At 63.1% G+C, this 16,072-nt stretch carries 17 protein-coding genes; 7 read left to right on the forward strand and 10 right to left on the reverse strand.

Annotation, left to right across the window (positions count from 1 at the left end; genetic code table 11):
• The first annotated feature begins 34 nt into the window (after positions 1-34).
• Entirely contained in the window at positions 35-808 is a 774-nt protein-coding gene (gene rlmB, locus ACYQ1P_RS01205; protein WP_460018556.1) for a 23S rRNA (guanosine(2251)-2'-O)-methyltransferase RlmB, read from the forward strand.
• On the opposite strand, the gene ACYQ1P_RS01210 is transcribed toward rlmB, so the two are convergent.
• Positions 805-1,302 carry a response regulator gene (locus ACYQ1P_RS01210; protein ID WP_460018557.1) on the reverse strand — a complete coding sequence of 166 codons (498 nt, stop codon included), beginning with the start codon at positions 1,300-1,302 and terminating at the stop codon, positions 805-807. The genes rlmB and ACYQ1P_RS01210 overlap by 4 nt on opposite strands.
• A gap of 277 nt (positions 1,303-1,579) precedes the next feature.
• On the opposite strand from ACYQ1P_RS01210, the gene ACYQ1P_RS01215 reads away from it, so the two are divergent.
• On the forward strand, positions 1,580-3,055 hold the full coding sequence (locus ACYQ1P_RS01215) for a response regulator (RefSeq protein WP_460018558.1): 1,476 nt from the start codon (positions 1,580-1,582) through the stop codon (positions 3,053-3,055).
• A gap of 65 nt (positions 3,056-3,120) precedes the next feature.
• Here ACYQ1P_RS01215 and ACYQ1P_RS01220 read toward each other — a convergent pair whose 3' ends face one another.
• Both ACYQ1P_RS01220 and ACYQ1P_RS01225 read right to left on the reverse strand, forming a co-directional pair.
• Positions 3,121-3,939: a hypothetical protein gene (locus ACYQ1P_RS01220; protein WP_460018559.1), complete on the reverse strand. Its 819-nt coding sequence runs from the start codon at positions 3,937-3,939 to the stop codon at positions 3,121-3,123.
• A 422-nt stretch (positions 3,940-4,361) separates the two neighbouring features.
• Positions 4,362-4,706, reverse strand: a complete 345-nt coding sequence (locus ACYQ1P_RS01225; protein WP_460018560.1) for a hypothetical protein — start codon at positions 4,704-4,706, stop codon at positions 4,362-4,364.
• A 134-nt stretch (positions 4,707-4,840) separates the two neighbouring features.
• On the opposite strand from ACYQ1P_RS01225, the gene ACYQ1P_RS01230 reads away from it, so the two are divergent.
• Positions 4,841-5,875 (forward strand): glycosyltransferase family 4 protein, encoded by a 1,035-nt coding sequence (locus tag ACYQ1P_RS01230; RefSeq protein ID WP_460018561.1) that lies wholly within the window; start codon positions 4,841-4,843, stop codon positions 5,873-5,875.
• Here ACYQ1P_RS01230 and ACYQ1P_RS01235 read toward each other — a convergent pair.
• The 4 genes from ACYQ1P_RS01235 to ACYQ1P_RS01250 are packed head-to-tail and all read right to left on the reverse strand — an operon-like array spanning position 5,836 to position 9,272.
• Complete coding sequence (locus ACYQ1P_RS01235; protein ID WP_460018562.1) at positions 5,836-6,528, reverse strand: HdaA/DnaA family protein; 693 nt, start codon at positions 6,526-6,528, stop codon at positions 5,836-5,838. The two genes, ACYQ1P_RS01230 and ACYQ1P_RS01235, sit on opposite strands and share 40 nt — an antisense overlap.
• A complete protein-coding gene (locus tag ACYQ1P_RS01240) occupies positions 6,525-7,592 on the reverse strand; it encodes an AI-2E family transporter (protein ID WP_460018563.1) in 1,068 nt (355 codons plus the stop codon). Before ACYQ1P_RS01240 ends, ACYQ1P_RS01235 begins: the two co-directional genes overlap by 4 nt.
• Complete coding sequence (locus ACYQ1P_RS01245; RefSeq protein ID WP_460018564.1) at positions 7,589-8,152, reverse strand: CDP-alcohol phosphatidyltransferase family protein; 564 nt, start codon at positions 8,150-8,152, stop codon at positions 7,589-7,591. The genes ACYQ1P_RS01240 and ACYQ1P_RS01245 overlap by 4 nt, the downstream gene beginning before the upstream one ends.
• Before the next feature lie 7 nt (positions 8,153-8,159).
• A complete protein-coding gene (locus ACYQ1P_RS01250) occupies positions 8,160-9,272 on the reverse strand; it encodes a DUF2066 domain-containing protein (RefSeq protein ID WP_460018565.1) in 1,113 nt (370 codons plus the stop codon).
• A 78-nt stretch (positions 9,273-9,350) separates the two neighbouring features.
• On the opposite strand from ACYQ1P_RS01250, the gene purM reads away from it, so the two are divergent.
• Entirely contained in the window at positions 9,351-10,418 is a 1,068-nt protein-coding gene (gene purM / locus ACYQ1P_RS01255) for a phosphoribosylformylglycinamidine cyclo-ligase (RefSeq protein ID WP_460020113.1), read from the forward strand.
• Positions 10,406-11,053, forward strand: coding sequence for a phosphoribosylglycinamide formyltransferase (purN, locus tag ACYQ1P_RS01260; protein WP_460018566.1), 648 nt, complete (start codon positions 10,406-10,408; stop codon positions 11,051-11,053). The genes purM and purN overlap by 13 nt, the downstream gene beginning before the upstream one ends.
• A gap of 47 nt (positions 11,054-11,100) precedes the next feature.
• Here the strand turns inward: purN and ndk are convergent, their stop codons facing one another.
• The gene (gene ndk / locus ACYQ1P_RS01265) at positions 11,101-11,523 is read right to left on the reverse strand and encodes a nucleoside-diphosphate kinase (protein ID WP_460018567.1); all 423 of its coding nucleotides are present in this window, start codon (positions 11,521-11,523) and stop codon (positions 11,101-11,103) included.
• Between the two features lie 374 nt (positions 11,524-11,897).
• Here ndk and ACYQ1P_RS01270 point away from each other — a divergent pair, with 374 nt between their 5' ends.
• Together ACYQ1P_RS01270 and ACYQ1P_RS01275 are read left to right on the forward strand one after the other, a co-directional pair.
• Positions 11,898-12,272, forward strand: coding sequence for a sulfur globule family protein (locus ACYQ1P_RS01270; protein WP_460018568.1), 375 nt, complete (start codon positions 11,898-11,900; stop codon positions 12,270-12,272).
• Positions 12,273-12,372: 100 nt separating this feature from the next.
• Complete coding sequence (locus ACYQ1P_RS01275) at positions 12,373-14,262, forward strand: ABC-F family ATP-binding cassette domain-containing protein (RefSeq protein ID WP_460018569.1); 1,890 nt, start codon at positions 12,373-12,375, stop codon at positions 14,260-14,262.
• 15 nt (positions 14,263-14,277) lie between these two features.
• Here the strand turns inward: ACYQ1P_RS01275 and ACYQ1P_RS01280 are convergent, their stop codons facing one another.
• Both ACYQ1P_RS01280 and ACYQ1P_RS01285 read right to left on the reverse strand, forming a co-directional pair.
• The gene (locus ACYQ1P_RS01280) at positions 14,278-15,090 is read right to left on the reverse strand and encodes a hemerythrin domain-containing protein (protein WP_460018570.1); all 813 of its coding nucleotides are present in this window, start codon (positions 15,088-15,090) and stop codon (positions 14,278-14,280) included.
• Positions 15,091-15,187: 97 nt separating this feature from the next.
• Positions 15,188-16,015: a carbohydrate kinase family protein gene (locus ACYQ1P_RS01285; protein WP_460018571.1), complete on the reverse strand. Its 828-nt coding sequence runs from the start codon at positions 16,013-16,015 to the stop codon at positions 15,188-15,190.
• Positions 16,016-16,072: the final 57 nt, after the last annotated feature.

A 16,072-nucleotide genomic window follows, 5' to 3' on the forward strand; every position in this document is an offset into this window, starting at 1 on the left:
CACGGGGCCTTCGCGACATGCTAAGAGTTGCCCCATGCGCAAACGTTCCCGCCCCTCCAAATCCGTGCCCAGCGCTGCCGCTTCAAGCGGCAACGGCATGTGGCTGTGGGGCACCCATCCGGTACTGGCCGCTTTGGACAATCCCGAGCGGCAGGTTTTGCGCCTTCTCGGCACCCCGGAAGCCCTGAAATCCTTGCCGCCGTTATCGGACCGACCGGCTCCCGAGGGGATCGATCGGACGGCCTTGAGTCGCCTGCTTCCAGACAATGCGGTGCATCAAGGGCTGGCCGCCTGGGTCCGTCCGCTGCCCGAAATGTTCGTCGAGGATCTGGCCGGGGAATGCGCCGATGACCCCGACGCCCTGCTGCTGGTACTCGACCGGGCGCAGGACCCGCATAATATCGGGGCCGTTTTGCGGTCGGCGGCGGCCTTTGGCGCGCGCGCCGTCCTCCTGCCCCGTCACCATGCGCCGGACGTCACCGGGGTGCTGGCCAAATCGGCCAGCGGGGCCCTGGAGCGGGTGCCGTTGATTCAGGTCAGCAATCTGGCTCGCGCCCTGGGCACCCTCAAGGAGGCGGGATTCTGGTGCGTCGGTTTGGACGGCCGGGCCGAACAGACCCTGCCCGCGGCCAATCTGAGCGGTCGCACGGCCCTGGTACTGGGCTCCGAAGGCGAAGGATTGCGCCGCCTGACCCGCGACACCTGCGACCTGTTGGTGCGCATTCCCATGACCTCGGCGGTGGAAAGCCTCAACCTGTCCAACGCCGCCGCCATTGCCTTGTACGAAATCGCCCGGAAACGGGGTTAGCCGACCGGCAACCGACGATCCGGCCCGGTGCGCTTGGGATCGTTGGAGCGCCGTCGGTTGGGACCGAAATAGGTAGCCGAACGGACAAAGGGACGCGCCTTCATGATCACCTTGACAATGGCATTGTAGAGCGACAGGGGAGAAACCGGCTTGGCCAGGATTTCGTTAACGCCGCTGTCCCGCGCCGCCTCGATGACCGAGATGCGTGACCAGGCGGTGACCAGAATGATCGGCACATAGGGATTGACGGTGATGCCGCGAGTGCGCACCTGCTTGACGAAATCGGTGCCGTTCATTTTCGGCAGCAGCCAATCGACCAGCAGAATGTCCGGCTGGAATCCGGACTTGAGAAGCACAATGGCGTCCTCGGCACTGGAAGACACTTCGATCCGTCCCACCTTCAGGTTTTTCAGAATCGAAATCGCCAGCCGGGCCGAGAACCGATTGTCCTCGACCAACATGAAAGTGACGTTCTGAAGGTTTAATGATTCCATCTAGGTCTGGCTGACGGAGCGAACGGCACCGACCTCCCATATGTTTATGATATAATTCTTCGCAGCGCCTCAACACCTATACCCATGCTGGCCCTGGGGACGCAAACAGTTTTGGCGGGGAAGAAGGAATTGCGTCGTTTTTTTCGATGATTCATCGGATTTGAACAAATTCGTGCGACAAGGGTGAAGCGGAGCGAGAAAAATGCCATAATGGGTGGCGGTATGATGTACCACCCCAAGGACCTGAAGGAGCATCTGTAACGTCGTGAAACCTCTGGTGAATAAAGATGTCCTCTATGCCTGCCCGCCTTCGGAACAAAGTTCGCTGTTCCAGGTTAGCATGATCCTGCGCGTGGCCGGGGTCGAGAAGCTGACCCAGGCCAAGCGCATCCCCGAGGCCCAGGCCCTGCTGCGCAAGGACCACTACGACATCATCCTGATCGACGAATTTTTCCCCAACGCGGAGGTCATGGCGCTGGTCAAGCAGGCCCGTACCCGCACCGGGTTGAGAGCCCCGGCGGTGGTGATGGTCACCGGCCCCGACTTCAACGACCGGCGCAAACCGGAACTGACGCAAAGCGGGGTGCAGGGATTCATTGGCAAACCGGTGGATGGCGAACGGCTGCTGTCCATGCTGGATGCCATTTTCCAGCAACGCCGGGAGGCTCAGGTGGCGGCCCGCGACAATTCCCTGGCCGCGCAGAAGGTCGAAGTCAGCCGCAAGTCCAACAACATTCTCGACCCCGAGGCATCAGCCAAGCAACTGGCCAAGAAGTTCACCGCTCGAAGCCCCAAGAAACCTGAAACGGCGGCCCCGGTCGCGACCCCGACCGTCGAAGCCCCCGAAGCTCCCGTTGAAACGGCCGCGCCGCCGCCGACCACCAGGAAGGCCGCGCCGCCGCCGAAGGCCGCGCCGCGCGAGCATTCGGAGCATCCGGACAAGATGTACCGCAAACGGCCGCGGGAACTGGAGGCCGAAGCCGCCCAGCGTGCCAGACCGGCCCGGGTTTTGCCCCTGAAGGGAAAAACGGACGCTTCGGATACGCCAGCCCCCGCCGCGCCGCCTGCGCCACAGGCCCCCGCCGCGCCGCCGCCAATGGCCGCGCCGCCTCAATATGCGCCCCCGCAGTATGCGCCCCCGCCGCCGCCCCAATACGCACCACCGCCCCTGCCACCGCAGCAACCCATGGCCTATGCGCCGCCGCCGTCCCAGGATCAACTGCTCAGTCAGTTGGGTGGGGCTTATGCGCCACCTCCGCCTATGCCGCCCGCGCCGCCACAAGTGCTGCCGCAAATGGCCCCGCCGCCCCAGAACCAGAACGACCTGTTGGCGCAATTGGGTCTGGCCCCGCCCGGCATGCCGCCACAGGCTGCCGCGCCGCAGCCCAGCGCGCCGCCGCCGCCCGCCGCCAATGCGCCGCAGACGCAGCAGGACTTGATGTCGCAACTGATGAACATGATGCAGGCCAATGCGGCTGCGGCACCCGCGCCGACACCAGCAGCCGCGCCCGCGCCGACACCGGCACCGGCACCGGCCGCCGCACCGATACCCGCGGCGGCTCCGCCTGCCCCGACCCCCGCCGCCGCAGATGGTGGCTTCTCGCAGGAGGATCTGATGCAGCAATTGGCCGCCATGCTGGGGGGCGCTCCGGTCGCCGCAAACCCGGCCCCGGCCAAAGCCCCCGCTGCGGAACAGGAACCGGCCCCGCAAACCGGGCAATCCCTGTTGGATCAACTGGCCCGCAAGAGATGACAAATTAAACGGGCCGGAACTTTCTAAGGTTCCGGCCCGTCGTTTTTCTGTGTGGCGATGAGGCCTCAGGCCGGGACGGCGCCCTCGGTCTTGGAACGCTTGTAGTAGCCATAAGCAGCCACCGCGCCCAACACGCCCAGCGTGCCGACCGCAACCGGCCCCCAGATCCCCAGACCCAGGCCGAGGCCGAGGCTCAGACCCTTGACACCGGCGGTCGTCGAACCCGTCGCAGCAGCACCCTTGGCGGCCACACCCTTGGCGACGCCAGTCCCCGTGGTATTGGCAACGGTCATGCCCATGCCCTTGGCTCCCGCCGCACCGGCATTACCCGCCGCAGCGGTTCCGGTCTTGCCGACCAGGCACTGGGCCCCGCCACCGGCACCGGCACCGGCACCCTTGCCTGCACCGGCCGCCATGCCCTTGCCAGCCATGCCCTTGCCTGCGGCAGCCTTGCCAGCCATGGCTCGGGCACCTTCGTTTTCAATCTCGCGCGCCGCGGCACCCTTGGCCATGGCAGCCTTGCCACCCGCAGCCTTGCCACCGGCGGCCTTGCCGGCCATGGCGCGAGCGCCTTCGTTTTCAATCTCGCGCGCTGCGGCACCCTTGGCCATGGTCGCCTGGGCTCCGGCACCCTTGCCAGCCACCGCGCCCTTGCCGACTACGGCACCCTTGCCACCGGCCGCCTTAGCGGCCCCGGCCTTGCCCGCGCCAGCCTTGCCCGCACCGGCCTTGCCGCCCGCCATATTGCGTGCGCCCTCGACTTCGGGGGCCTTGGCCGCCGCGCCGGTGTTGAACTGAATATCTTTCAGATCGATTTTCGCCGGACCCATGATGCTCAGGGTTTCCTTGGCGCCTAGGGTTACTGTGGCATCGGTGATCGGCATGTCGAACCTCATGGTCTAATGGTTTTTTCGCGATAATCTTTTGCACGGGGCATTGATCCTGCCTCATTGGTACCAGCAGCGGCGAAGCATTTCAATACCAATAATTACAAGTATTGGCCTACTCCAATTCATGTAACGGCAAGACGAAGAAGAGAGGTTATAATATTACATCAAGTATACAATTGATAAGCATTATCACCTACTCGATAATCATAGCGTAATGACGGACTTAGAGCGCCCCATTCTCACCCCCCCCCCGCATTTTCGGGAAAAATCAATAGTTGTCCTTCCAAGTAACGGCGCGGGCTGTCGTAAAATTTTAAGCAAAACCCAGCGTATTAAACACTCTGAAGGTGCAATCTTGCAATACCCGCGACAAAAAAAGCGCAAATCGCCCCGACCGGACGGTGCGAATCGTTGGATTAATCCTGGCTCGCTAATTCCACGTCATCGACGGCGGCGAATTCGACGGTTTCGCCGTCCCCGTTCAGATCAATGATCAACACATCACCGGCAATATTCATTTCGGGCTCGGGGTGAGTGTTGAAGTAGTTCCATATGAAACAGGCGGCCGCTTCTTCCACTGCGCCAACTGTCGCATCGGCCTCTTGTTGCATACAATCCCCGAGCACCGTCCGCGCCTTGTGCAGCTCTTCATCGCTATATTTGATATCCGAGGCCACCGTTTCCACAAAAGTGGTGAAGCGGTCTTCGGATATGGGGAAATCCCCCACGCTGCCGCAATTGAAATAAACGACGCTACGCATGTCCGGCTCCTGTGATTTGTCGGCCCCTGTTTAACGGGAAAGGCGGGGCGGCGCAATGTCATGGGTTTGTCACTTGCTTCCCCTACTAGAGTCTTGAAAATTCGGGAAAACCCTCTGGAACATGGATTTCCCCATTGCGTCTTCTCATCGCCACCGATGCCTGGCATCCGCAGCCCAATGGCGTGGTCCGGGTTCTCGATACCCTGATTGCCCGGCTGACCGCGCAGGGGCATCGCATTCAGGTCGTCTCCCCCGATCAGTTCGCCACCATTCCCTGCCCAACCTATGCGGAAATTCCGTTGGCCCTGAGTCCCGGACGCAAGGTGGGAGAAATCCTCGACAGTTTTCGTCCGGACGCCATCCATATCGCCACCGAAGGCCCCCTGGGCTGGGCCACCCGCAGCCACTGCCTGAAGCGGCAACTGCCCTTCACCACTGCCTATCACACCAAGTTTCCCCAATATATCCGCGCCCGTACCGGCCTGCCGCTCAACCTGCTTTATAAGGCCGTGCATCATTTCCATGGGCGGGCCAGGCATGTGCTGGCACCCTCGCCGTCGGTCTACCGGGAACTGACGGCGCAGGGTTTCGCCAATGTGGCCCACTGGTCCCATGGGGTTGATACGGCGCGCTTCTCGCCCCGCGACCGGGACATATTCGCCCATCTGCCGCGCCCGATCTTTCTTTATGTGGGGCGGGTGACGGTGGACAAGAACCTGCCTGCGTTTCTCGATCTCGATCTGCCGGGCAGTAAGGTGGTGGTCGGCAGCGGCCCGTTGCGCAATCGCCTCAAACGGCTCTACCCCAAGACCCTGTTCCATATCGCCCAGGGCGACGATGAATTGAGCCGCTGCTATTCGGCCGGGGATGTGTTCGTGTTTCCCAGCCGCACCGATACCTATGGGTTGGTGATGCTCGAAGCCATGGCTTGCGGCGTGCCGGTGGCGGCCTATCCGGTGGCCGGACCGCTCGACGTGTTCGAGGCCGACGGGCCGGGGGACTACGCCCATGGCTGCCTGAACGAGGATCTCGGTCTGGCGGCGCGTCAGGCCCTGGGCAAGTCCGCCCAGGCCTGCCAAGCCCATGCCCGGAACCATTCCTGGGATCACGCCATCGACCAGTTTCTCGGTTATCTGGCCCCCATTTCGGCCAAATCCTGGAGCACCTGACGGGCCAGCGCCAGGGTCACCGCCTTCTTGCGGGCCAGGGATTCCCGGTCCAGCGCCGCCACCAGATCCGCCGCCCCCTGGAACGAACGCTCCATGCGCGGCAACAGATAATGCAGCACCCCCTCTTCCACTTTCAAATGCCGATCGGCCAGCAGCTTGACCAGCAAGGCGGTCAGCAGCGGATCGTCGGGGGCCTTGATTGCCGCCGCCGGGGCACCGAGCAGTCGGGAGCGCAGATCGGGCAGCGCCACGCCCCAGGAGAGGGCCGCCCGGCGCGCCGTCAACAGCAGATGCCGGTTCAGGTCGCGGGCCGTGTTGTAGGCATGCAGCAGGCAGCGTTCCGCCGTCGAGCCGAGGACCGTTTCAGGAATTTCGCAAAACAGCACCGGGACCTGTTCGAGCAGCGCCACCGCCGTTTCCGGGGTCGCCTCGGCCAGCACCAGTTCCCGGCCCCCGGTGCGGCGCAGAAACAGGGACGCCAGATGAGTCTTGCCGCAGCCCGCCGGGCCATGCAGGATCAGCGCCGGGGCGGGCCAGTCGGGCCAGCGGTCGAGCCAGCCGACCGCCTCGCGGTTACAGGGGGCGACCAGGAAATCCTCCGCCCCCAAGGCCGGAGCGAAGCCCAATTCCAGCGGCATCTGAGGCACGGTCATGACTGGGTTTCGTCCCCGGTGTAGAGCGGACTGAGCAGGTAGCGTTTGAGGCTGTAGCGGACCAGCACCCCGATCACCGCCGCCGTCGGCACCGCCAGCAGCATGCCGGTGAACCCGAACAGCGAGCCCCCGGCCAACAGAGCAAAGATCACCCATACCGGATGCAGACCGACCCGTTCGCCGACCAGTTTGGGAGTCAGCACATAGCCTTCGAGAATTTGTCCGACCCCGAACACCAAGGCGACTAGAACAATGGGCGTCATATCGCTGAACTGCACCAGGGCGATGGTCAGGGCAGTGCCCAGACCGATCGACGCCCCGACATAGGGCACGAAGGAAATCAGCCCGGCCAGCAGCCCCACCAACAGGCCGAATTCCAAACCGACCAGCGATAACCCACCCCCATAGATGGACGCCAAAACCAGACAGACCGTCGCCTGTCCACGGACGAATCCGGCGATCATTTCATCGGTCTGGGCGATCAGGCTGCGTAGCGTCGGCGCCGCCCGGCGCGGCAGCCAAGAATCCACCCGAGCGACCATGCCGTCCCAATCGCGCAGCAGATAGAAACTGACCAGCGGCGTGATGAACAGCAAGGACAGCAAGGACAATAAAGCGACGCCGCCACTGAGCAGTTTGCGCAACAGCCCGGCCAGCCACTGCATCCCCTTGCCCGCCTCGGCGGCCAGGGTATCGTGCAGCCCCTGGGCATTCTCCGCCCCGATGCGCAGGCGCAACTGCTCCAGAAGAGGTTGCAGAGTGTCGCGCAGGCCAGCGACGTAATCGGGCAGCCGCGAGGCAAAGCCCAACACCTGGGCCTGCAACAACGGCAGCAGCAGCAGCAGGATAAGGACCAGGGTCAGCACGAAACCGCCGAGGATCAACAGCACAGCAAGAGTCCGCGAGCGCACCATGACCTGGAGCTTGTCGGCCAGCGGATCGAGAAAATAGGCCACCGCCATTCCGGCCACGAAGGGCAGCAGAACATTGCCCAGCAGATTGACGAAAAACAGCAGCAGGGCCAGCAGCAGCGTCCATACGATCGCCTGTCGATCCCGGCTCATTCCTTGCCCTCCCAGGCCGTGACTTGCGCCACCCATCGTATGACATAGGCCCCGCCGGACAGCAAGGTGAACAGGGCGACGCCGCCGGTCAGGCCGGTCACCAGGGCCTGGGCAAAGGCTCCCGCGCCGTCGTCGGCATACCACAGCACCACCCCGCCCAACAAAATCTGTAACAAGGTATTGGCCTTGCTGATGAACAGTGGCGTCATGCGCAGTCTGATATCGAGGAATGCCGCCAGCAGCGCCCCGGCGATAATCAACAGATCCCGGAACACCACCAGAATCACCAGCCAGGCGGGCAGTTCCTCCATGTATCCCAGAGTCACGTAGATGCCGACCAGCAGGGCCTTGTCGGCCAGCGGGTCGAGATAGGTGCCGATTTCCGTCTGCGCCTGCCACAGCCGGGCCAGAAACCCGTCCAGCGCATCGGACAGACCGGCCGCCGCAAAGACCCAAAAAGCCGCCGTGTAGGATTCGCCCAGCACCAGCCAGACCATCACCGGCACCGCCAGCATGCGGGCCAGGGAGATTATATTGGGAATTTGCGACAAACCAGGCATCGCCAAATCAGTTTTCGGCGCGACTCAGACGCCATTGATCGCCGTCCAAACTAAGAGTGAGGTCCGCCTGGGCGAGGGCCAGGGCCAACTGGTCAATGGTCCCCAGATGATGCAGATTGAGCCGCACCTCGTCGCGCGCCAACAGCACCACGTCCACCTCGCTGATCACCGCCACCCGGTTCAATCGGCGGCGCACCTCCAGCCAATCGGACAACGCCGTGACCGGCAGGGTGACCGCCACCACGTTGAGGGAATCATAGCGCAGCAGATTATCGCGCTTCCATTCGTCCTCTACCCGGGCCGCCACCTGGGCCACCAGTTGATCGAGGAAGGCGGCCTCGCTCTGGCCGGGCTCCGATTCGGCGAGTTCGGAAAAATTTTTGCTCATCCAGGTGGAAGAGCCGATGCGGTCGACCGTCACCGTTGCCTGATAGCGCTGGCCGGTGGGGTCCTGACCGACGGCGGCCAGCAGCACCAGCACATCGTCCGCCCCATAGCGTTGGGCCATGAGCCCCAGCGGCTCCATGGCTTTGTCGCGGGCCTGGGTGACATGGACCATGGTCATGTCCTGCAAGTCGCCGATGGGATGGACCAGCGGCACCAGTCCGTTGGTCGCGGGCAGGCGTCGCCAGGCGTCGCGCCAGGGGTTGGGTTCTTCCCAGATGACGGTCCGCCCGCCGCTCTCGTAGATCGGCAACACCAGCAACGGCTTGGAGAAGGTTTCCGCGAAGGGCACGTCGTGGGCCCGCAACAGATCGCGAATGTCCTCCTCCCGGAAGCGCACGGTGAGATCAGCCAGATAGCGCACCTGGGAGGTTTTCTCATGATCCACCGACAGGTCGCGGATGTAGCTTTGGACCTCCTCCGGCCGGACCTCGGGCAGACGCGGCCAGTCCTCGGCCAGGGTCATGCGTTCCAGCAACGCCCGGAAGGCCTTGACCTGCCCCTCGGCCAGGGCGGTCTCACGGGCGGCGGCCGCCGAATCGGCGGTCACGTCCACCGGCAGGGTCAGGGCATAGGCATCGGCAGCATCGGCGGTGGCGGCGCCAAACAGCCAGGGGATCAACACAAGCAGCCCCCAAAGGGACAGGCGGGACGTCTTTCGCGGGCTCTGGGACATTGCAAACCTTCGGAGATACGATATGTTCTGCTTCGTCATTGGGGACATCATTCACCACTTTCCTCAGGGGAGGAAGCCATTAGCGACACCCTCAGTTACAAGGACGCCGGTGTAGATATAGACGCGGGAGAGGCGCTGGTCGAGGAGATCAAGCCACTGGCCCGGTCCACCGACCGTCCCGGCACCCTCTCCGGCCTCGGCGGATTTGGCGCGCTGTTCGATCTCAAGGCGGCGGGTTTCAACGATCCGGTGCTGGTGGCCGGCACCGACGGCGTCGGCACCAAGCTGAAAGTGGCCATCGCCGCCCAACGCCACGACACGGTGGGCATTGATCTGGTGGCCATGTGCGTCAACGATCTGGTGGTTCAGGGTGCCGAACCTTTGTTTTTCCTAGACTATTATGCCACCGGCAAACTCCTTGTAGAGGAGGGCCGGGCCATCATCGGTGGTATCGCCGAGGGGTGCCGCCGCGCCGGATGCGCCCTGATCGGCGGCGAAACGGCGGAAATGCCCGGCATGTATGGCGACGGCGACTATGATCTGGCCGGATTCGCCGTCGGTGCCGTCGAGCGGGACCGCCTGTTGCGCAACGATTCGGTACGGCCCGGCGATGTGGTGCTCGGTCTGGCCTCCGATGGCATTCATTCCAACGGCTATTCTCTGGTCCGCAAGATCGTCGAACGCTCCGGACTGTCCTATGACGACCCGGCCCCCTTCGAGTCGTCCAAGTCCCTGGGCGCGGCGCTGTTGGCCCCGACCCGGATCTATGTGAAGAGCTGTCTGGCCGCCCTGAAGACCGGGGGGATTACTGGTCTGGCCCACATTACCGGCGGCGGCCTGTGGGAGAACATTCCCCGCGTACTGCCCGATGACTGCGCGACCCGACTCGATGCCGCGTCCTGGGGCATCCCGCCGGTGTTCCGCTGGCTGGCCGAGGTCGGCGGCGTTCCCCCACGGGAAATGGCCCGCACCTTCAATTGCGGCATCGGCATGGTGGTGCTCTGCGCCCCGGATCAGGCCGAGGCGGTGTCCCGGGTGCTGACCGACTCCGGAGAAACGGTGCTCCGACTCGGGCTTGTGGAGGCCCGCGACGCCGAGGGTCCGGCGGTCCTCATTGATGGACTGGACGCGGCATGGCACGGCTGAGGGTCGGCGTTTTGGTTTCCGGACGGGGCAGCAATTTGCAGGCCCTGCTCGATGCCGCCGCCGACGCCGCCTTTCCGGCCGAGATTGTCCTGGTCCTGTCCAACGTCCCCGGAGCCTTCGCCCTGGAACGGGCCGCCCAGGCCAGGGTGGCGACGGCGGTCATCGACCACAAGGCCTATGATGGACGGCAACCGTTCGAGCAGGCGCTGCACCAGACTCTATTGGATCATGGGGTGGAATTCGTTTGCCTGGCCGGGTTCATGCGCCTGCTGACCGATGGTTTCGTCAATCAATGGCACGACCGGCTGATCAATATCCATCCGTCGCTGCTGCCCGCTTTTCGCGGGGCCCATGCCCACCGGGACGTACTCGCCGCCGGGGTTCGACTCAGCGGCTGCACGGTGCATTACGTCCGTCCGGCCATGGACGATGGGCCGATCATCGCCCAGGCGGCGGTGCCGGTGCTTCCCGACGACGACGAATCGCGGCTGGCCGCCCGGGTGCTCGAACAGGAACACCGGATCTATCCGCTGGCCCTGCGGTTGATCGCCGAGGGCCGGGCCAATGTGGTTGATGACAGGGTGCGACTCGACGCGCCAGTGGCCGAAGGCGCGCTGATCAACCCCCGTCCATAAAAAAACGGGCCAAACGGCCCGTTTTTCATTGATACCTTCGACGGGATTCAGCCGACGATTTCGGTCTCGGCGAAGAAGAAGGAAATTTCCTTCGCCGCATTCTCCGGCGAATCGGAGCCATGCACCGAATTTTCCTGCACATTCTGCCCGAACAGGGCACGGATGGTGCCTTCCTCGGCGTTGGCCGGATTGGTCGCCCCCATGACCTCGCGGTTTTTAGTGACGGCGCTTTCGCCCTGCAGAACCTGAACCACCACCGGGCCAGAGACCATATATTCGGTCAGTTCACCGAAAAACGCGCGTTCCGCATGAACGGCATAGAACTGCTCGGCCTGCTTCTTGGTCAGCCACAGACGCTTTTGGGCAACGATTCGCAGCCCGTTGTCTTCGAATACAGCGTTGATCTTACCGGTGAGATTACGCGCGGTAGCGTCCGGTTTGATGATCGACAGCGTACGCTCAATAGTCATGGCGAAAAAACCTTTCGGAAACCCTTTGGAACCTTTTGTACGTCGGGCCTGGCACGGCGGAATGTCCTCATCCGGCCCGGCGCGAAGCCAGCGCCTTATATCCGCTTCACCGGGCAGAGGCAACCCGCCCGTGACCCGCAACACCGAATTCTTGAAATTCTCCCTTGTTGCGCTCATAATCCAACCTCTTCCACACCTGACCATAGAGCTGCCAAAAAAAAACGTTGACATTTATATTAGGTATCTCTAAATTAGGTGGTGCTTATATAGAGAAGCTTCGGTTGCCTCTATGATCGCTGGGTATCAGGGTTTAGGTCGCGTACCGGCCAGGTTACCCTAGTTTTGTGGGAAACTTTTACAATCGGGGGATTGTCATGAACAACATCCTTAAGACCCTCGCAGTTGCTGGTGTTCTGGCCACTGCCGCTCTGTCCGCCACGTCCGCCAGCGCCTGGTGGGGCGGCGGTCCCTGGAACAACAACGGCTGGGGTAACAACGGCTGGGGCAACGACGGTTGGGGCGACGGCTGGGGCGATGGCTCCGGTAGCTTCAACTTCGGCATGAGCGGCAACGCTCGTGGCAGCGGCTATGGTAGCGGCTACAACCGTTACAACGGCTACAACGGCTACGGCTATGCCCCGTACGGCTATGGCTATCCGGGCGCCTGGGGTGCTCCGTATGGCGCGCCTTATGGGTATGCTCCGTATGCCGCTCCGGTGGCTCCGGCTGCTCCGGCTGAAAAGAAGTAATCTGAAGATTTCGGATTTTCTTTCGAAGGCGCCGCTCCTGAAAGGGGGCGGCGTCTTTCGTCTGTCCGAGACTCCCGGGACGTGATACCTCTGCCGCACCATGCTGCATATCAACGATCTTACCTTCCGCATTGGCGGACGCCTGCTGTTCGAACAAGCGACCCTGGCCATCCCGACAGGCCATAAGGTCGGATTGGTGGGCCGCAACGGCTGTGGCAAATCGACCCTGTTCCGGCTGCTCACCCATGACCGCACCCCCGATGGCGGGTCCGTCAGTATTCGGCCACAGGCCCGAGTCGGTCTGGTGGCGCAGGAAGCGCCCTCGGGGGCCGACAGTTTGCTGGAGACGGTGCTTGCCGCCGACACCGAGCGGGCGCAGCTGCTGGCCGAGTCGGAGACCGCCACCGACCCACAGCGAATCGCCGAGATTCATAACCGGCTGGCCGATATCGACGCCCATTCCGCCGAGGCGCGGGCCGCCGCCATTCTCGCCGGATTGGGTTTCGACGATGCGGCCCAGGCCCGTCCGTGCAGCGAATATTCCGGCGGCTGGCGGATGCGGGTCGCCCTGGCCGCCGCCCTGTTCGCCCGCCCCGACCTGCTGCTGCTCGACGAACCGACCAACCATTTGGATCTGGAGGCCACCCTGTGGCTGGAATCCTACCTGGCTTCTTGGCCGGGAACCCTGCTGGTGATCAGTCACGAGCGCAGTCTGCTCAACAGCGCCGTGCAGGAGATTGTCCATGTGGACGACGGCAAGCTGGTCCGCTACCAGGGCAACTACGATTATTTCGAAACCACCCGCCGCGAACGGCAGGCCCAGCAGGCCGCCCTGCGCACCCGGCAACTGGACGAACGGCGGCGCATTCAGGGCTTTGTCGATCGCTTTCGGGCGCAGGCCACCAAGGCCCGTCAGGCCCAGAGTCGGCTGAAGATGCTGGCCCGCATGGAGCCCATCGCAACCGTCGTCGAATCGCGCACCATCAGCTTCAACTTTCCCGACCCGGACCCGTTGTCGCCGCCCCTGATCGCGCTGGAGGACGTGGCCGTGGGTTACGATCCGGCGCGACCGATTCTGCGGCATCTGGATCAGCGCATCGACATGGACGACCGAATCGGCCTGCTCGGGGCCAATGGCAACGGCAAATCGACGTTGATCAAGCTGCTGGCCGACAAGCTGAAGCCGCTGGACGGCAAGCTGCGCAAATCGAGCAAGCTGAAGATCGGCTATTTCGCCCAGCATCAGACCGAGGAATTGGACCTGAACGGGTCACCGTTCGAGCATATGGCGCGCCTCATGCCGATGGAACCGGAACCCCGGGTGCGCGCCCACCTGGGCCGTTTCGGCTTTCCCGGCGATCTGGCCAACACGGCGGTTTCCAAATTGTCTGGCGGTGAAAAGGCGCGGCTGCTGTTTGCCCTGATGAGTCGCGACAAGCCACATTTGATGCTGCTCGACGAACCGACCAACCATTTGGACGTGGATTCCCGCGAGGCGCTGCTGCATGCCCTCAACAATTATGACGGCGCGGTGGTCCTGGTCAGCCACGACCCGCACCTGCTGGCCGCCGCCTGCGACCGGCTGTGGCTGGTGGACAACGGCGCCTGCACCACCTTCGACGGAGACATGGACGATTATCGCCGCCTGCTGCTGGATCAGCGTCGCAGTGCCCGCCGCGACTCCCGCGCGCGCGGCGGCGCAACCGGTGCCAACCGCAAGGAGGACCGACGCGCCGCCGCCGAGGCGCGGGCCAAGCTGGCCCCCCTGCGCCAGCAGATCAAAGACGCCGAAAAACGTCTGGACGACTTGCATCGCCGCAAGACCGACCTCGAACACAAGCTGGCCGATCCCAGACTCTATCAGGGGTCCAGCGACTCCCTGACGGCCCTGCAAAAGGAACTGGGCGAGACGGACAAGGCGCTGGAGGAAACGGAACTGCGTTGGCTGACCGCCCACGAAGCCCTCGACGCCGCCGCCGAGGCCGACTGATCAAAAGCGAAAGTTTTAGCGCTTGATGTCCGACAAGTCTTCTTTGCGCACATGATCCATCAGCCAGGGGGCCAAATAGGATTCGACGAATTTCGGCAAATCCTCGCTTAATTGTTCCCTCTCGCTTTGCAGTCGGGACTCCAGATCCTGCAACAGATCTTCATGGGTCCGCGCATGGGATTCCGCGTCGGGACCAAAGACCTTGCGCAGATATTCCTGCTCCGCACTGAAATGCAGCCGTACCTGTCGCCGGAACTGCTCAATCAGCGACAGCGCGCCGGACTGGCTCAGAGTCTCGGCCTGCGCCACCTGATAAATCTGCTTGAGAATTTGGCACAGGGCCTGATGCTGGCGGTCCAATTCCGGAATTTCGAGCCGCACCTCCTCGGTCCACAACAGACACTCCGGCCCCCCCGTACGCTCTTCGGTATTTCTGAAAAGGGCCCAGAATTCCGCATCGTCGAGGATTTCGTGCTCGTAGATCAAGGCATCAAGAGTCTCGAAAAGCTCAATCACCCCATCATTGACGTCCGTCCCCTGCCGCAAAACTTCCAGCCGGGCTTCGATCTCCGTCTTCAACTGGGCATGGGCGACCATATGGGTCTTCCAGAATGAAAATCCGGCCGTCCGAATAACGGCGATCTCAATACTGAAATGATCCTCCATCGCCTTTGAAATCGCATTGATGCAAGAAAGGAGATGAGGCGAGGGCTCATTGCGCAGCCAACAGGCATAGGCCTCGTTGATGACCTCGGCCAGATGTCGATGGCCTTCGTCGATCAGTGCATTTCCCGTCGAGGGAATTTTTTTCACGTCAACAAAAGACATGCGAATCTCCAGCCACCCGCTTCGGTTCATACCGAGGGTGCATTATATTATATCTTTATGATATCCTATAATCAAGAATGAAAAAGACTCTCAAATGTCATGGGAAACCCTTCGGTGGTTGTGTGCCCTCATAACCGATGGAGGCCGATCCCCAGGCCACCGCCGCTTCCAGACAGCGTTCCATGTCCCAGCCCCGGGTCAGGCCGTGCAACAGACCGGCAGCGAACACATCGCCCGCCCCGGTGCTGTCCACAACCATCACGTCAGGTGCCGGAACCGCGAGGACCCGTGTGCCGTCATAGGCCGTCGCGCCCCTGGCCCCCCGGGTGAGGATCATCCAGCGCAATGCCGCTCCGGCGATGACCCGCCCGGCGGCCCAGGGATCGGCCAGAAAATCGGCTCCCAGATCCGATTCGGAAGCGACCAGCAGCGGGGCCGGGCGAAAACCCGCCTGCACCGGCGGCACATGGGCGAGAACCGGGCAGCTTTGCGCCCGCTGGCGGATGATGTCGGTCAGCCGGGGATCGGCACTGCGCACATAAAAGGCCGCTGCCGGTCGGTTTGCCAGATCCTCGGGGAACGGCACCGGGGCACGGGCCAGATTGACGATGGTTCTCTCGCCTTGCGCATCGAGCATGACCAGCGACCGGGTGGTCTCTCCGGCCTGTCGATCGACCAGACTCAAATCCACTCCGGCACCCGCCAACTGATCAAGCAGTTGGGCGCCCGCCGCGTCGTTGCCCACCGCGCTGACCACGCTGACCGCATCCCCGGCCCGCGCCAGGGCCAGGGCGGTGTTGGCCGCGCCGCCGCCGATCCGTGCCCCGCCGTCCCGTCCGGCATTATGGGACCCGGGACGCAGGGACTCTTGCAGATAAACCACCTCATCCACCGCCACCGATCCGACAACCAAAATGGGCTCCATGCCTGCGTCTCCCCTTACGACTCCGGTTGCTTTTCAGCATATCCTTTTCAGGGCTAT

The sequence above is a fragment of the Magnetospira thiophila genome (assembly GCF_054657015.1).

Bases quoted from the DNA above. Each gene is read 5' to 3' on its own strand.
- ACYQ1P_RS01280 (WP_460018570.1), bottom strand. From the start codon at position 15,090: ATGTCTTTTGTTGACGTGAAAAAAATTCCCTCGACGGGAAATGCACTG.
- ACYQ1P_RS01285 (WP_460018571.1), bottom strand. From the start codon at position 16,015: ATGGAGCCCATTTTGGTTGTCGGATCGGTGGCGGTGGATGAGGTGGTT.
- rlmB (WP_460018556.1), top strand. From the start codon at position 35: ATGCGCAAACGTTCCCGCCCCTCCAAATCCGTGCCCAGCGCTGCCGCT.
- ACYQ1P_RS01240 (WP_460018563.1), bottom strand. From the start codon at position 7,592: ATGAGCCGGGATCGACAGGCGATCGTATGGACGCTGCTGCTGGCCCTG.
- ACYQ1P_RS01235 (WP_460018562.1), bottom strand. From the start codon at position 6,528: ATGACCGTGCCTCAGATGCCGCTGGAATTGGGCTTCGCTCCGGCCTTG.
- ACYQ1P_RS01275 (WP_460018569.1), top strand. From the start codon at position 12,373: ATGCTGCATATCAACGATCTTACCTTCCGCATTGGCGGACGCCTGCTG.
- ACYQ1P_RS01225 (WP_460018560.1), bottom strand. From the start codon at position 4,706: ATGCGTAGCGTCGTTTATTTCAATTGCGGCAGCGTGGGGGATTTCCCC.
- ACYQ1P_RS01250 (WP_460018565.1), bottom strand. From the start codon at position 9,272: ATGTCCCAGAGCCCGCGAAAGACGTCCCGCCTGTCCCTTTGGGGGCTG.
- purN (WP_460018566.1), top strand. From the start codon at position 10,406: ATGGCACGGCTGAGGGTCGGCGTTTTGGTTTCCGGACGGGGCAGCAAT.
- ACYQ1P_RS01245 (WP_460018564.1), bottom strand. From the start codon at position 8,152: ATGCCTGGTTTGTCGCAAATTCCCAATATAATCTCCCTGGCCCGCATG.
- ACYQ1P_RS01210 (WP_460018557.1), bottom strand. From the start codon at position 1,302: ATGGAATCATTAAACCTTCAGAACGTCACTTTCATGTTGGTCGAGGAC.
- ndk (WP_460018567.1), bottom strand. From the start codon at position 11,523: ATGACTATTGAGCGTACGCTGTCGATCATCAAACCGGACGCTACCGCG.
- ACYQ1P_RS01220 (WP_460018559.1), bottom strand. From the start codon at position 3,939: ATGCCGATCACCGATGCCACAGTAACCCTAGGCGCCAAGGAAACCCTG.
- ACYQ1P_RS01270 (WP_460018568.1), top strand. From the start codon at position 11,898: ATGAACAACATCCTTAAGACCCTCGCAGTTGCTGGTGTTCTGGCCACT.